This window comes from Ramlibacter sp. WS9 (assembly GCF_003797765.1).
Lineage (GTDB): Bacteria > Pseudomonadota > Gammaproteobacteria > Burkholderiales > Burkholderiaceae_C > Ramlibacter.
Map to the genome: position 1 here is coordinate 434,092 of NZ_RKMB01000002.1, position 15,840 is coordinate 449,931.

Genomic DNA, 15,840 nt, shown 5'->3' on the forward strand with positions numbered 1-15,840 from the left:
GGCTCCTGCGACAATCCATCCCCATGAATCGCGCCTACATCCTGACCCTTTCCTGCCCCGACCGGCAGGGCATCGTCCACGCCGTTTCGGGCTTCCTGCTGGAGCGCGGCGGCAACATCGAAGAGGCCGCGCAGTACAACGACCACGACACCGGTCTGTTCTTCATGCGCGTGCAGTTCGCGTGCGACCAGCTGACGTTCGAGGACCTGAAAGCGCAGCTGAAGTTCTTCGCCGAACCGCTCAAGATGACGTGGAAGCTGCACGCGACCACGCAGCCGATGCGCACCGTGATCATGGTCAGCAAGGAAGGCCATTGCCTGAACGACCTGCTGTTTCGCTGGAAGAGCGGGCTGCTGCGGCTGGACGTGGCGGCGATCGTCTCCAACCACCGCGAGTTCTACCAACTGGCGGCCAGCTACAACGTCCCTTTCCACCACATCCCGGTCACGGCCGCCACCAAGGCGCAAGCCGAGGCGCGGCAGTTCGAGATCATCGAGGCCGAAGGCGCCGAGCTGGTGGTGCTGGCCCGCTACATGCAGATCCTGTCGGACGACCTGTGCCGAAAGCTCGCCGGCCGCGCGATCAACATCCACCACTCCTTCCTGCCCAGCTTCAAGGGCGCCAAGCCCTATTACCAGGCGCACGACCGCGGCGTGAAGCTGATCGGCGCCACCGCGCACTACGTGACGGCCGACCTCGACGAAGGCCCGATCATCGAGCAGGACGTGGCCCGCGTGGACCACAGCCTGACGGTGGAAGACCTCACGGCCCAGGGCCGCGACACCGAAAGCCAGGTGTTGGCGCGCGCGGTGAAGTGGCACAGCGAGCACCGCGTGCTGATCAACGGGCACAAAACAGTCATCTTCAAGTAGCGGCCCGCATGACAGCACGCATCCCGCCGATCCAATGCCTGCTGACGTTCGAGGCGCTGGCGCGGCTGCGGTCTGTCACATTGGCGGCCGAGGAACTGTGCGTGACCCCCAGCGCGGTCAGCCACCGCGTCAAGCAGCTGGAACAGATCATCGGCACCAAGCTGTTCGGACGCGCGGATTTTTCGCTGACGACCGACGGCAGCGAGTACCTCGCCCATGTGCGCGAAGGGCTTGCCAGCCTGGAGCGCTTCCCGGGCAAGGACGGTGCGCAGGGCAAACGCAAGTTGCGCGTCGCGGTCACGCCGACCTTTTCCCGTTCGATCCTGATGCCCCGGCTACGCGGCTTCATCGAGGCGTACCCGGAGATCGACCTCACGCTGCAGGTGTCGATCCCGCTATTGGACGTGGTGGCCGAAGACGCCGACCTGATGATCCGCTACGGCACCGGCCGCTACGCCGATGTCGAGCATGTGTGCCTGATGACGGACGAAGTGACGCCGCTTGCGGCCCCGAGCTACATCCGCGCCAACGGCCCGTTCGACACCATCGAGGACCTGCTGGCGGCCAAGCTGATCAAGAGCCCTCTGGAGCCCTGGCGCACCTGGTTCCTCGCCCATGGCGTCGATACGGGTGAGCCGGGCGAAGGCTCGTCGTTCAACGACATCGGCCTGATGTGCGACGCGGCGGCGCAGGGGCTGGGCATCGCGCTGGTGCGGCTGAAACTCGGCCAGCCCTGGCTGGACAATGGCACGCTGGAACGCATTTCCGAGCGCAATGTCCCGAGCCCGCATGCGCATTACCTGTGCTGGCGTACCGGGACCATGGACCGTTGGGAATGCGCCGCGTTTGCGGAGTGGCTCAGGAAGAGCCTGGCCTGAGTTCCTCCGACTGGGGGATGTGGGGTCGGCCCTAAAATGTTACAAGGCGTGCGTAGCCCTCGCCGGCTGCTTGTAGGAGTGGATTTTGGTTTCCTGGCGGATCAAGCCTGACATCGTTGTGCTGCTGGCGCTCGCGCTTGCGCTCGTGCTGTGGACGGCACGCGCCTATCCACTGCTTTCCGTAGCGCTTGTACTCGCCTCGCTGGCGCTGAGCGGCGCCTGCCTGTGGTCGTCCCGGACCTTGCTCGGCACACGCGCTGCATGGATCTTCCTGGCCACCGCGGTGGTGCTGGGTTGGCTGGCCGAGCAATGCGGCGCCACGCTTGGCTGGTTCTTCGGCAGCTACCACTACACCGAGGTGCTGGGACCGCGGCTGGGCGCGGTGCCCCTGGCGATCCCGCTGATGTGGTTCGGGCTTTGCTACGTCGGCTTCCTCATGGCCTGCCTGGTCCTGTGGCGCCAGCCGGTGCCGCCGGCTTCGGGCTGGAAGGCCGGCGCGCTGGCCGCCTTGCTGGCAGCCATGATCGTCACCGCTTTCGACCTGGGCGCCGACCCGTACTTCGTGTACGTGCTCAAGGCCTGGATCATGACGGAGAAGGACGGCGGCTGGTTCGGCGAGACTGTGAAAGGATTCGAGGGCTGGATGATCGTGAGCTTCACCATCGTCGTGTTGTTTCAGGCCATCGCCCGGCCACAGGCGGGGGTGGTGGCTGGCGCGCAAGCGCGGCGCGCGGCGATCGTTCCCATCCTCGTCTACGCCGGCCTGTTGGTGTTCCAGGTCGCGCTGACGCAGCCGGTGGCGCTGCGCATCATCGCGTTCTACGCCATGGGCATCCCCTGCGTGATCGCCTTGATGGCCTGGTCGCAGTGGGCCCGGCAGCTTCCCGGAGGCTCAGCATGAGGAGCGCGCAAGCTGATTGGAGTGCCATGGCGCGCGAGGCCGATCCTTTGGCCGACCGGACCGTGGCTGCCATCGTTGGCCCGTGGTCCGGCGCCACGGGTGCCACGGGGCCGGGCATGGCCCGGTTGGGCCAGGCCACGCGACTGATGGCGGGCTGGACCACCAACGGCAACCTGGCCTCGTGGGCGCCGGCGCCTGGTTCTGCCGATGCCGACGTGGTGGCGGCCCTGCGCGCCTACATCGACGAAGGCAGCCGGCTGCCCGAATGGACCCGTCCGGCGGACGTCGAGCGGGCCGAAACTGTCTTCATGGACTATGGCCCGCTGTCATGCGTGCTGCTGTTTTGCGCGAGCCTGCCGGAGTGCTACGTGCTGCCGCAGCTTTCGGAAGTGCTGCACGTGGCCGGGCAGCTGGAAGCCCACACCGAACACCGGATCCGCCAGACCGCCGCGATGGTGTTCCCGGTGATGATGAAGGACGGCCTCACTGGTGCCTCCGGTGGTGGCATCGCGACGGTGCTCAAGGTCCGCCTCATCCACGCCACCATCCGCCACCTGATCCTGCGCGGCTCGCCGCGGGAAGCAAGCGGCCGCATTGAACCATCGGCGCCCGTCAAACCGGATGCCAACCTGTACCGGGCGTTGCTCGCCCACGGCTGGGACGTGCCCCGGCAAGGGGTACCCTGCAGCCAGCTGGAGCTGGCATACACCCTGCTGACGTTCGGCTATGTGTTTCTGCGGGGCATGCGCACGCTGGGCCTGCCTCTGACCAGGGAAGAGGAGGAAGCAACGCTGCATGCCTGGAACGTCGCGGGCCATGTGCTGGGCATCCGCGACGAGCTGATGGCTCACACCATGGAAGAAGCCGCGGCGATGTTCGAGGGCCTGCAGGCGACGGCGCGCGCCGACCCGTCCAAGCCGGACGTGCGGCCCGGCCTGGGCCGCGCGCTGATGGACACCATGGCACGCTCGATCCGGCTGCCCGTGATCCGCCACTTGCCGGTGCCGCTGACGCGCTGGCTGGTCGGGCCCGACACGGCGCGCGAGATTGGTGCCGACGAGCGAGTGGGCTTGCTGACCTGGGTCACCTTCCGCGTCGCGCTGGCCGCGGTGCGGCTGGTCGACGGCGTGGTGCGGCTGGTGCTGCCGCGGTTCTCGCTGGCGCGCATGTTCACCCGGATCGTCGGTTACCACCTGCTGACCCGCTTCCTGCTGGACCAGACCCGCCCGCTGGCCCTGCCGGACGAACTGCTGCAGCCGATGCACGGTGCGGTGGCGCAATGGCACCACGACGCCCAGGCGCCCGGATGGGTGAACCGGATGGAAGACCGCCTGACGACCACAGGCCGATGGAGTCCCGTGCCGTGAGCACCCACACGCACCGGCCCGTCATGCTGCGCTGGCTGCTGCGGCTGGCCGCACTGGCCGCCCTGGTGGCATTGACCGCGTTGCGGCCTGCCTGGGCAATCGACGGCGAATTCGACATCACGCTGCAAAGCCGGTATTTCATCGACGAGTCGGGCCAGATGTCGATCCAGGAGATCACGTCCGGCAACGGCGTGAAGCTGCAGGCCATGGAGCGGCACCGGTCCTTTTCCCTGGGTACCGGCGCGCTGTGGATGCGGCTGGAGGTGCCCACGCTCGACGCGTCGCGGCGCTGGTACCTGCTGCTGTCGGGGGCAGGGGTCGTCAACCGCGCCAGCCTGTTCTCGCAGGGTGCCGACGGGCTCTGGCAGGAGCAGCGGGCCGGCGACCATGTGCCGGTCGCGCAATGGTCGCACCCGAACCACTCGCCGCTGTTCGAGATGCAGGCCAAGCCGACCGGCCAGGTCTGGCTGCGGCTGGAGAACCGGCCGGCCCCCGCCAGCCCGTTCCTGCAGCTGATGACCGAAGACAGCCTGGAGTTCAAGCGCCAGTGGACCTACCTGTTGATAGGCGGTTATCTGGGGTTCGGCTTGCTGGTCTTCGTGGTGGGATTCATCCACGCCCGCCTGTATGGCGACCCGGTGTTCGATGCGTACTGCATGTACGTGGCCTGCATGCTGGCGTTCCAGCTGGCCTTCACCGGGCTGGGCGGGCTGTTCCTGTGGCCGCACTGGGCCTGGTTCAACGATGCGGCGCCGGCTCAGTTCATGCTGCTGATGACCGGCTCGGGCATCTGGTTCATCCGGCAGGCCACGGCGCTGCCGCGCCACAGCCAGCGGGTGGACCGCGCGGTAGTGGGCTTCTCCCTGTTCGGCCTTGCCTTCCCGGTGTTCTACATCGTCTTCACCGGTCCTGTCGCCTACACCATCCTCAACGTCTATGGCCTCGCGTCGGTGGTGCTCAGCGTGTCGCTGTGCCTTTGGACCTGGCGCAAGGGCGAACGGTACTCGGGCTGGCTGTTCCTGGGTTTCCTGCCGATCCACCTGAGCTACCCGTTCCCGGCGCTGCGGGCCGCCGGCGTGCTGCCCGACAGCTGGGCCACGCAGTACGCCGTGCTGATTGGTTCTGCCATCGAGATCCCCCTGCTGCTGTACATCCTGCATTGGCGGGCCAAGGACTTCAGCGAGACCCATGCACGGCTGCGCGCGCTGGACAGCACCGACCCGCTGACCGGGCTCACGGTCACGCCCGTGCTGCGCCTACGCCTGCGCGATGCGCTGCGCCGTGCACGGCGCCTGGGCCACCGCTGCGCCATCTTGCTGGTCGACCTGTCCAACTATGGCGACATCGTCGCGCGCCAGGGGCGCGAGTCCGGGGACCGCGCGCTGGTGATTGCAGCCTCGCGCCTGTGCCAGGTGGTGCGCGAAGTAGACACAGTTTGCCGGGTGTCCGACACCCGCTTCGCCATCCTCACCGAAGGGCCGCAGCCCGACGATGCGCGCCGCGCGCTGGCGCAGCACATCGTGGCGCGCGGCCTGGAGCGGGTGCACCAGCTGCCCGCGGACCTGAGCCTGCGCTTTCGCGTGGTGTCGGCAGGCGCCCCGGACGGCGCCATCGAGCTCGCACCCGAAGGCGACGTCGACGAACAGCGCCTGATGCAGCGCCTGAACTGGGCGCTGGACCGCCTGCTCGAAGACCCGAAGAAGGTGGTTCATCACCTCGAGCCTCACACGGTGGACAACGACCAGACGACGCCCGCGCCGGCCTGAATGACCCTCACGCTCACTGCGTTCGCTGCCCCCGAGGGGGCGCAGCCCACCTTGGGAGCGGCCCAGCGAGGGTTTGCGGCGCACAATTTCATCCGCCGCTGAAAAATTCTTCAGCCCGCCGGCGGCCCGCGCGGCCTACATTGGCGGCATGAAGATCACCGAACTGCAAAGCTGCTGGGCACACATGGGCTGGCCAGCATGGCGGACGTCGAAGGCGTGACCGCCAGCGGAGTAGAGTTCGACGAATCCGCTGTTGCGAAGTACGCCGCATGAACGCCCCGCCCGATCCTCAACTCGCCGAACGCGCCGACCGCCAGGCTCAGGTGGTGCGTGCGCTCGAAGCCGTGCTGCCGGCCCACGCACTGCTCTGGCAGCGCGAGGACACCACGCCCTACGAGTGCGACGGCTTGACAGCGTATCGCCAGCGGCCGCTGGTGGTCGTGCTGCCGGAGACCGAGGCACAGGTCCAGGCCGTGCTGCGCGCCTGCCATGCGCTCGACGTGCCGGTGGTGGCGCGTGGCGCAGGCACCGGGCTGTCGGGTGGCGCGATGCCGCATGCCTTGGGTGTGACCCTGTCGCTCGCGAAGTTCAACCGCGTAGTCAAGCTCGATGCGGTCGCGCGCACGGCCGTCGTCCAGTGCGGCGTGCGCAATCTCGCCATCAGCGAGGCCGCCGCGCCGCACGGCCTGTACTACGCGCCCGATCCGTCCAGCCAGATCGCCTGCACCATCGGCGGCAACATCGCGGAGAACTCCGGCGGCGTGCACTGCCTGAAGTACGGCCTGACGCTGCACAACGTCATGAAGGTGCGCGGCTTCACCGCCGCGGGCGAGCCGGTGGAGTTCGGCAGCGCGGCGCTGGACTGCGCCGGGCTCGACCTGCTCAGCGTCGTCATCGGCAGCGAGGGCATGCTGGCCGTGGCCGTCGAGGTGACGGTGAAGCTGGTGCCCAAGCCGATGCTGGCGCGCTGCATCATGGCCAGCTTCGATGACGTGCGCAAAGCCGGCGACGCGGTAGCAGCCGTCATCGCCGCGGGCATCATTCCGGCCGGGCTGGAGATGATGGACAAGCCGATGACGGCGGCCGTGGAAGATTTCGTGCATGCCGGCTACGACCTCAGCGCGGAGGCCATCCTGCTGTGCGAGAGCGACGGCACGCCCGAAGAGGTGGAAGAAGAGATCGGCCGCATGAGCGAGGTGCTGCGCGCGGCGGGTGCCACGGCCATTGCTGTCAGCCGAGACGAGGCCGAGCGGCTGCGCTTCTGGAGCGGTCGCAAGAACGCCTTCCCCGCTTCGGGTCGCATGAGTCCCGACTACATGTGCATGGACTCGACCATCCCGCGCAAGCGGCTGGCCGACATCCTGCTGGCGATCCAAGAGATGGAGAAAAAATACAAACTGCGCTGCGCCAACGTGTTCCACGCGGGTGACGGCAACCTGCACCCGCTGATCCTCTTCGATGCGAACGACCCCGACCAGCTGCACCGCTGCGAGCTGTTCGGCGCCGACATCCTGGAGACCAGCGTCGCGATGGGCGGCACCGTGACGGGCGAGCACGGCGTCGGCGTGGAAAAGCTCAACTCGATGTGCGTGCAGTTCAGTGCGGCGGAGTGCGAGCAGATGTTCGCACTCAAGCGCGCCTTCGATCCCAAGGGGCTGCTCAACCCCGGCAAGGTGATCCCCACGCTCAACCGCTGCGCGGAGTACGGAAAGATGCTGGTGCGCGGCGGCCGGATCTCGCACCCGGACCTGCCGCGGTTCTGAACCTGCCGCCAGCGGCCAGCGCGCTGGAGCCCGGCGGGCGCGCTACCTCTTGCACTCGTTGTCGTAGACGATGTTGTCCGGCGGCGTGCGGCCCGCCTGCTGGTTCTTCTCTTCCTGGAGCAACAGGGAAACGAAGGTGGTGAGCGGATTCGACTGCAACTCCGCGATAACCCGGCTGGCAAGCGCATGGTCGCCGTTCAGCAGGTCGAGTATGGTTTTGGCCGATGGCGGAGGGGCCGGAGTTGGCGCCGGCGTAGGTGACGGCGAAGGGCTCGGTGACGGCGAAGGGCTCGGTGACGGCGAGGGACTCGGGGACGGCGAAGGACTCGGTGACGGCGAAGGACTCGGCGACGGCGAGGGACTCGGCGATGGCGAAGGGCTCGGCGATGGCGAAGGGCTCGGCGATGGCGAAGGACTCGGCGACGGTGTCGGTGTGGCCGCGATGGTGGCCTTCAGCGCGCCGAATGCCACGGTGGCGTTCGTCACCGAACCGGACACCGCCGGCAGGTTGTCCGTGCCGCTTGTCGTTCCAGAGATCAAGGTGTAGACGCCGTCGGGCGGTTGCACCGCCCCGTTGAGCACGACCGAGCTGCCGCCCACACCCGAAGGGAAAGTTACATTGCCCGTGACCGAAATCGCATCGTGGCTGCTGGTGTTCACCAGATCGAATTCGAGCGTCGCGCCGTCCAGGACCGTGAAATTGCCCGCGACGTTCATCGACGACACCCCGCCCGAGCCGCCCGGCGCGAGCGTTCCGGCCAGCGCCACATCGCTGCCGGCGGTGATGATGCCGCCAACCGTGATCAGCCCGCTGCCGGTGCCGAGCGTGGCCGTGGAAAAGCCGCTCCAGTCCAGCGTTCCCACGACGTCGGCGTTGTGAAGATCCAGCGTCGCCGTACCCGGGCCGGCGATCGACGCCGAACCGGAAGCAATGAGCCCGCCCACCAGGAAGGCCGCGCTCGTTGAACTGAGATGGATATCGCCGCCGGTGCCGGGTGCTTCCGCCCACACACCGCCGCCGGCGGAGACGCCCACGGGTGCGACAGTGCTGCCGATGGGGCCGTCCACGGCCTGCAGGTACACCGAGCCGCCGGCGGTGGCGCCGACATGCGTGCCGCCGCCCGTCGCATGGATACCTTGCGTCGACACGAGGCTGATCGCCGCGGTCGCGGCCGCACCGCCGGTGGCCACGCTGTCGCCGCTGATCGCGCCCGATGCGATCGTGACGGCGCCGGCGTTGTCCATGTCGATGCGGCCGCCGCCGGTGTTGGACAGGGTCGTGATCGTGATGGGGATGCCGTTGTGGAGGTGAATGTCGCCGGAGCCTGTGTTGAAGGCAATCAGCCCGCCGAACTGGTTCGACGACTGGCTGAGGTCCATGCCGCCGACGGTGTTCACGGTCAGCAGCGAAGCCTTGATCGGCTGGGTCTGGTTCAACGTGCCGGCGCTGTTCAGCACGGTTCCCGAGGTGCCCGAGTCGATGCCGGTGATGCCGTCGACCGTGCCGACGGTCAGCGCCGACTTGCTGTTGACGAACTGGAACGTGCCCGTCGTGGAGCGCCCGCTGATCTGGTCGACCTGGTTGGCCGCGTTGATCAGCGTCACCGACGCCGCGTCTGCGTTGAGGTTGGCCACGGTGAGCGGCGCGGTCTGCGTGATGCTGCCGCCCGTGCCGTTGATCAGGCTGAGCGAGGGCGCGTTGACGGGAGCGACCGTGCCCCCGGTGTTGCCGATGGTGATGCCGCCGTTGTAGGCGGAGCCGCCGACGACGATGACGGAAGCCGTGATGAGGTTCAACTCGCTCGGGGCGAGATTGAGCGCGGATGACTCGGAGCCGCCCGGTCCGGCCAGCGTGATCTCGCGGCTGGCTGTGAACGGCACCAGCATCGTGCGGCCCGCGCCCGAATTGACGGGACTCGCGACGTTCAGGCGGTCACCCACCAACTTGATTTCGCCGCCCGCGCTCGCGAGCGTCGTGCCGACCACGTCGATGTCACGCGAGCTCGCTGGCGCCGGCGCGGGCACGCCCGAGCCGGTGATCGTGATGGTGCCGGCGCCAGTGGCCGTGAGGGCGCCCTGCAACGCGACCCCGATCACGCCCGAGGCACTCGGCGCGGAGGCCGTTCCCGTGACGGCAATGTTGCCGGGGGACGTCATCGTGCCCGCCAACGATGCGGCGACGATGTTGGTGGCCGTGGTCGATGAACTGACGCTTCCCGTCACCGTCAGGCCGCCCAGGCCGGCCATCACGCTGCCGGTGGATCCCACCTTGACGCCGACGCCGCTGCTGCCCCCGACGATCGCCGCGCCGTTCAGCGTGACCTGCGCGGAGGTGCCGGACTGGACTTTGCCGTTGACCAGCAACCCGGTGCCGTCCAGGATCGATGGATTGTTCAGCGTGCCGGACAGGATGACGTTGCCGCCGGAACTGGAAATGGTCGCGCCGTTCGCGACTTCGCCGCCGGCACTGGTGGCCGAGGCACTCGCGCCCGCGCGGCCGGTCAGGCTGATGGCACCGGCGCCCGTGACCTTCGCCCCGGAGTCGAGGCGGAATCCGCGCGACACCTGCGCCACGCCCGACGTCCAGCCGGCATCACCCTTCAGCGTGATCGCACCGCCGCCGGCGGAAATGGTCGATGCGGTGACCAGCAGGCCGGCGGCGGAACTGCCGGCGCTCGCTCCGCCGCTGGTCAAGTTGCCGCTGATGTCGATGGTGCCTGAGCCGCTGGTCGTCACCAGCGAAGCCACCGTGCCGTTGACGATCGCGAGCGAATGGAAGTTGTTGGCGCCGCTCGCGCTGACCTGGATGTTGCCCCCGCCCGCATCCAGAGTGGCGCCGACGAGCTTCACCGCTGAGCTGGAGCTGCTCACGTTGATGGCGCCGCCCGAAGAGGTCACAGCGGACTCGTCGATACGCACACCCTGGGCATCGGCGTTGGTGGTGTTGCCGCCGAGCGTGATTGCGCCGCCATTGGTGGAGACGTCCGCATTGACGGTGATCGGAGCGGACGGCGCCGTGACGGAAACGACGGATCCCGCCCCCAGGTTCTGGATGCCGATGCCGAAGCCCAGGTCGTCGATCGACAGGGCGCCCGTGCCGTTCTGCTGCAGGCGCACGGGGCCGCCGCCGGTATTGGAGACGCCCAGGCGCGTGGCCTCGATCTCGGCCGGCCCGGTGGAGCCGTCTCCGACGCCCGTGCCCGCGCTGATCTTCAGGTCGTTCGCATAGATCGTCTTGCCGGCCTGCATGCCGATAGCGCCAGCCGACGTGAGCGTCACATTGCCGGAAGTGCCGGTCCCGCTGAAGCGCGCGTCGATGTGGCCCCCGCCCAGTGACATGGCGCTGCCGCCTGCCGTCAGGTCGATATTGCCGCCGCTGCCTGCCGCGGGTGTGGTGCGGATTTCGCGCACCGATAGGTCACCCGCCGCGCCGCCTGCCGTCAGTGTGACGCTGCCGCCCTTGGAATTGACGCCACCGATGTCGATCGCACCGTTGGTGGTGGTCATGACCACCGCGCCGCCCGCCGTCTGGAAGCGGTCATTGGCGTCCGCGTTGGCGATGATGTTGCGGCCTGCGCTGATCGCGAAAGTGAAGCCCGGCGCCGTCAGCATGTTCAGCGTGTCGTCGGCGAGATTGCTCAGCACCACATCGCGCGTGGCCTGCAGCGTGACGTTGCCCGTGAGGCCCTCCAGGACTTGCTCGGAGATCGTGACGTCGGTCGTGGTGTTCGGTTCACCCGCGCCGATGACGTTGTCAGCCAGCAGGCCGTCGTCCGCGCCGCCGCTCCCGCTGACGATGGTGATGTCCTGCGGGTCCAGCAGGATGGAACCCGCGCGGCCCCTGGGTGCCGAGGTATCGACCGTGGCGCGAAACACCAGCGAGCCCTTGCCCGAGGTTTCCACCTTGCCGCCATCACCGCCGTTCGGTCCCCCCTTGGCTTCGATGTGCGCCCCAACGCGCGTCACATCGTCGGACCAGACGACGACGGTACCGCCATGGCCGCTGTCCGTCGCATTCGCCTTGATCGTCGCACCGGTCTCCACCGTCGTCGTGCCGGCATTGGCGATGCGGCTGTCCGCGCCCTGCCAGCCTCCGCCGATGAGGGCCTCGCCGCCGCCTTGCGCGCCGCTCACGTCGATCACCGCCCCGCTTCTGAGCATGACCTTGTTGGCCGTGACGTGCACCTGCCCGCCTTGCGCTGCATTCGTTGCCGTGACGCTGCCGGCGACGTCGGCCGTGTCCTGGCCCCTGAGGATCACCTTGCCGCCTTCGGCACTGATGGCGCTGGCCTGGATCAGCCCGCTGTGTTTGAGCGAGCCGGCAAAGATGCCCACGGCGTCGCCTTGCAGGGTGCCCAGGTTGATGGCCTGGTCTCCAGGGGCCTGCACTTGCAGCCGGATGCCTTCGAGGCCGCGCCCGGTGATCTCGACTTTCTGGCCCGCCGCGAGGATGGCCGATCCGTTGGGCGCTTGCAGCAATGCGTTGGCGCCTGTCTGCAGGTTCGGGGCGATGAGGACGATGTCGCCGCTGCGCGCGAGGATGCGCCCTTCCACGTTCAGGGCACCTCCGGGCAAGCCGTCGCCGCCGAAGACGAGGCGCCCGGCCAGCGCGTCGGCATCGCTCATGCGCAAGGTGGAGGCGCTGAAGCCCGCGGTGTCGATGACGGCGCCGGTGCCCACGGCGATGCCCGAGGGGTTGACCAGGACGAGTTTGCCGTTGGACGACAGGGTGCCGAAGAGGGCCGAGGGGTTGTTGCCCAGCACCCGGTTGATCGACAGGCTGGCCGCGCTGGGCTGCTCGAAGCGGGTGGCGCTGCCGGCGGGAATCGAGAAGCTTTGCCAGTTGATGGCCGAGCGGTTGGTGCCGGCCGCATTCTGCGTGGTGACGACCAGGTTGCTGCCTTGCTGCTGCAAGCTCGCCTGGCCGGAGATGACTTGTGCGCCGGAAGGCTGTGCCAGCGCCTGCCCGGCGCCGGCAAACGCCGCCGCGACCGCGAGCGCCATCCCCGCCGGGCGGAAACCCGCAACAGCAGGGCTCGAGGCAGGCTGGCCGGCTCTGCCAGCGCGGGAGGGCAGTTGGGCAGGAAGTTTCATGGTCGATCCGACGGTAGCACAGCCGTATGGCCGGAACAACGGCTGTGTCCGCGCGCTGCACCGGAAATCGGGCGAAGTGATGCACATCTGCGCCAAATGTCACACGCTGCCCATGATGCCGTAGGGCCCGGATAACATGGACCATGCGCGTTTTCGTCAGCATCGCTTCCTACTGCGACCCCCTCCTGGGCTTCACCCTCGCGCGCGCCGTGGCGACGGCACGCTGGCCGGAACTCCTGCACTTCGGCATCGTCGACCAGAGCCCGGCGGCAGCGCCAGCGCCGGTGGCGGGCGACGTATCCCCCGCCCGGCTGAGCTACATGCGCTTCGAGCCGGTCTATGCCCGCGGCCCGTGCTGGGCCCGCGCCATTGCGATGTCGCTGTACGACGGCGAGGACTGGTTCTTCCAGATCGATTCGCACATGGACTTCGATCCGCACTGGGACGAGCGCCTGATCGCGCAGTCGCTGCGGCTGCTCCCAGGACGCAAGGGATTTGCCGTGTCGGCCTATCCGAACCCCTTCGTGTTCGAGGGCGAGCGCGCGGTCAAGCGCCCGACGACCGACAAAGTCCTGTTCCATGTCGTGAAACCGGGCGCAAGTTTCGAGCCCGACCACCCTGTGCTGGGGTTCGAAGCCCACCCCCTGGACAGCAACCAGGCCGTGCCGGGCTACCACCTGGGTGCCGGTTGCCTGTTCGCCCCGGGCCGCTTCGTCCAGGCCTTCCCATACGACCCCTGGTTCTACTTCCATGGCGAGGAACAGGCGCTGGCGGCGCGCCTGTTCACGCATGGCTGGGACGTCTTCCACATGCCGGCGATGCCGATCTACCACCTGTACAACAACGCTGACTCCGGCGCACCGCCGCGCCCGCTTCATTGGGACGAGTCGCATGACGCCCAGCGCGCGCAGACCTGGTGGGCCCTCGAGCAGCGTTCGCGCAACCGGCTCCAGGCACTGTTGGCGGGTGAGCCGCTGGGCGTGTATGGCCTGGGCAAGGAACGCACGCTCGCCGACTACGCGGTCTTCAGCGGCATCGACTACGGCGCGCGAACGATCGAACCGCGCGCCCACCGCACGCCCGCCAGCTCAGTCTCCGCCGAGCCGCCTCAAGGAGACTGAAGCCCCCTCGGGGGGCAGCGCAGCACACGAAGTGGCCAGCGTGGGGGCCACATCGATCAATCCTGAGCGCGCATCAGTTCCTGGGCCAAGCACAGGTCGGCCCAGGCCTTGGCCTTGTCCGGCAAGCTGCGCAGCAGGTAAGCAGGGTGATAGGTCACCACCACAGGCACGCCCATGTATTCGTGCCGGCGGCCGCGCAGCTTGCCGATCGGCTCCTCGGTGCCCAGCAGCGATTGCACCGCGAACCGCCCCATCGCCAGGATGATCTTCGGCTGCAGCAACTGCACCTGCCGGCGCAGGAACGGCTCGCACTGGGCCACTTCCTGCGGCTGCGGGTTGCGGTTGCCGGGCGGCCGGCACTTCAGGACGTTCGCGATGTAGACCTTGCGCTGGCGGTCCAGGCCCAAAGCCTTGAGCATGTTGTCCAGCAGCTTGCCCGCCTGGCCGACAAAGGGCTCGCCCTGCAGGTCCTCGTTCTCGCCCGGGGCTTCGCCCACCACCAGCCAGTCGGCGCGGCGGTCACCGACACCGAACACGGTGTTGCGCCGGCCCTCGCAGAGGCCGCAGGCGCGGCAAGCCGCGACGGCCTCGGCCAGCGCGTCCCATTCCATCAATTCGACACCGGCAGCGTCCGCTCGCGGGGCCTGAACGAGGGCGTGAGCCGGTGCTGGCGCGGCTTCGCGAGAGCTGGGCTCGGTGCGTGACGGTATCGGCGCTCTTGCAGCCTCAGTTCTTGCGGGTTCGGCTCTCACGGGCCGCACGGCGGGCACCGCCACCGGCACGGCAGCCGCGGGCGCACTTTCCAGCGGCTCAAAAAGCCGGATTCCCATTTCGCCCAGCATCGCGCGCTGACGGTCGTCCAGATCAAGGCTCATAGCTTCAGGCTCATCACCACCGCGTCTTCGCGCTTGCCACCGTCGGCGGGGTAGTAGCCTTTGCGTTCGCCGACGCGGCGGTAGCCATGGTGTTCGTAGATGCGTTGCGCCCGCACATTGCCCACGCGGACTTCCAGCCACAACCACTGCGCGCCCTGCCCGCGCGACCACACCGCCAAGGCATCGAGCAGCACCCGGCCCCAGCCCTGGCCCTGCAAAGCAGGCGCCACGGTGATGTTGAGCAGGTGGACTTCATCGACACCCTTCATCGCCACGAAATAGCCGATGACGGTGGCGCCGGCGGTGAGCAGCTGCGCCTGGTAGCCCGATTGCAGCGAGTCGCTGAAATTGCCCCGGGTCCACGGATGCCCGTACGCGGCACGCTCGATCGCGACGATCTCGTCCAGCCGCGCTTCGGTGAGCGGCTCAAACTGCGCTTCGACGGATTTGAAAACGGCACTCATGAGGTGGCGGTGGTTGCGGCGCGCGCGGCCGCGCGTTCTTCGGTAGTCTGGGCCACTTTATCGCGAATGTAGAGAGGCAGCGCGTGAGCGGCAGGCACGGCCTGACCGGCGGCAAGCAGTGCCGGCGCCAGCCGCAGCAACGCCGTGGCCGTTGGCAACGCCTCGACGCGCGGCGCCTCGCCCGGCAACCGCCCCGCATAGGCCGAAAACGCATTGCCGGCAAGCGCCCAACCTTCGGCAACCACCACGGTTTCGGGCCGGCCCACGCCGAAGCCGCCATCTTGCTGCCAGCGCCCGTCGGCCCACTGGTATGCGGCCGAATACACCTCGTCCATCCGCGCGTCGAGCACCGCCACCACCTTCTCCCAACCCACCGCCGCTCGCGCTTCTTCCGCGACCGCCAGCAAGGTATCGACAGGCAACACCGGTACATCGGCGCCGAAAGCCAGGCCCTGGGCGACCGAGCAGGCGGTGCGCAGCCCGGTGAACGAACCCGGCCCGCGGCCGAACACGATCGCGTCCAGCTCATCCAGCCGCAGGCCGGCCTGCGACAGAAGTCCGTGGATGGCCGGAATCAGCGACGCCGAAGCCTGTGCCCCGCCCGCGCCCCGGTACACCAGCGGCTCACCAGCCGGCGCGCTGCCGCCCTGAACCGCGATGGACAGTATCTCGGTGCTGGTGTCGAACGCAAGCAGTTTGAAGTTCACGGGGCGATGGCTTTCAGGCAAGCCTGCCATTA

11 protein-coding genes are annotated in these 15,840 nt (G+C 68.2%); 7 read left to right on the forward strand and 4 right to left on the reverse strand.

Annotated features, from left to right (window positions below; all coding sequences use genetic code 11):
- The first annotated feature begins 23 nt into the window (after positions 1-23).
- The 6 genes from purU (at position 24) to EEB15_RS05145 (ending at position 7,547) form a co-directional block, all read left to right on the forward strand.
- On the forward strand, positions 24-872 hold the full coding sequence (gene purU, locus EEB15_RS05120) for a formyltetrahydrofolate deformylase (protein ID WP_141508439.1): 849 nt from the start codon (positions 24-26) through the stop codon (positions 870-872).
- 8 nt (positions 873-880) lie between these two features.
- Positions 881-1,750: a LysR substrate-binding domain-containing protein gene (locus tag EEB15_RS05125; RefSeq protein ID WP_141508440.1), complete on the forward strand. Its 870-nt coding sequence runs from the start codon at positions 881-883 to the stop codon at positions 1,748-1,750.
- Positions 1,751-1,835: 85 nt separating this feature from the next.
- Positions 1,836-2,651, forward strand: coding sequence for a carotenoid biosynthesis protein (locus tag EEB15_RS05130; protein ID WP_233259353.1), 816 nt, complete (start codon positions 1,836-1,838; stop codon positions 2,649-2,651).
- Positions 2,648-4,018: an oxygenase MpaB family protein gene (locus EEB15_RS05135; RefSeq protein ID WP_141508442.1), complete on the forward strand. Its 1,371-nt coding sequence runs from the start codon at positions 2,648-2,650 to the stop codon at positions 4,016-4,018. Before EEB15_RS05130 ends, EEB15_RS05135 begins: the two co-directional genes overlap by 4 nt.
- Positions 4,015-5,784 (forward strand): 7TM diverse intracellular signaling domain-containing protein, encoded by a 1,770-nt coding sequence (locus tag EEB15_RS05140; RefSeq protein WP_158289991.1) that lies wholly within the window; start codon positions 4,015-4,017, stop codon positions 5,782-5,784. Before EEB15_RS05135 ends, EEB15_RS05140 begins: the two co-directional genes overlap by 4 nt.
- 269 nt (positions 5,785-6,053) lie before the next feature.
- Entirely contained in the window at positions 6,054-7,547 is a 1,494-nt protein-coding gene (locus EEB15_RS05145) for an FAD-linked oxidase C-terminal domain-containing protein (RefSeq protein ID WP_141508444.1), read from the forward strand.
- Between the two features lie 42 nt (positions 7,548-7,589).
- Here EEB15_RS05145 and EEB15_RS05150 read toward each other — a convergent pair whose 3' ends face one another.
- Positions 7,590-12,641 (reverse strand): filamentous hemagglutinin N-terminal domain-containing protein, encoded by a 5,052-nt coding sequence (locus EEB15_RS05150; RefSeq protein WP_158289992.1) that lies wholly within the window; start codon positions 12,639-12,641, stop codon positions 7,590-7,592.
- Positions 12,642-12,784: 143 nt separating this feature from the next.
- On the opposite strand from EEB15_RS05150, the gene EEB15_RS05155 reads away from it, so the two are divergent.
- Positions 12,785-13,762 carry a GlcNAc-transferase family protein gene (locus EEB15_RS05155; protein ID WP_141508446.1) on the forward strand — a complete coding sequence of 326 codons (978 nt, stop codon included), beginning with the start codon at positions 12,785-12,787 and terminating at the stop codon, positions 13,760-13,762.
- Between the two features lie 56 nt (positions 13,763-13,818).
- Here EEB15_RS05155 and EEB15_RS05160 read toward each other — a convergent pair whose 3' ends face one another.
- From EEB15_RS05160 to tsaB, 3 genes are read right to left on the reverse strand one after another with little or no spacing between them, the layout of a single operon-like run.
- Positions 13,819-14,637: a uracil-DNA glycosylase family protein gene (locus EEB15_RS05160; RefSeq protein ID WP_141508447.1), complete on the reverse strand. Its 819-nt coding sequence runs from the start codon at positions 14,635-14,637 to the stop codon at positions 13,819-13,821.
- On the reverse strand, positions 14,634-15,101 hold the full coding sequence (gene rimI, locus EEB15_RS05165) for a ribosomal protein S18-alanine N-acetyltransferase (RefSeq protein WP_141508448.1): 468 nt from the start codon (positions 15,099-15,101) through the stop codon (positions 14,634-14,636). The genes EEB15_RS05160 and rimI overlap by 4 nt, the downstream gene beginning before the upstream one ends.
- Entirely contained in the window at positions 15,098-15,838 is a 741-nt protein-coding gene (gene tsaB, locus EEB15_RS05170) for a tRNA (adenosine(37)-N6)-threonylcarbamoyltransferase complex dimerization subunit type 1 TsaB (RefSeq protein WP_141508449.1), read from the reverse strand. Before tsaB ends, rimI begins: the two co-directional genes overlap by 4 nt.
- Positions 15,839-15,840: the final 2 nt, after the last annotated feature.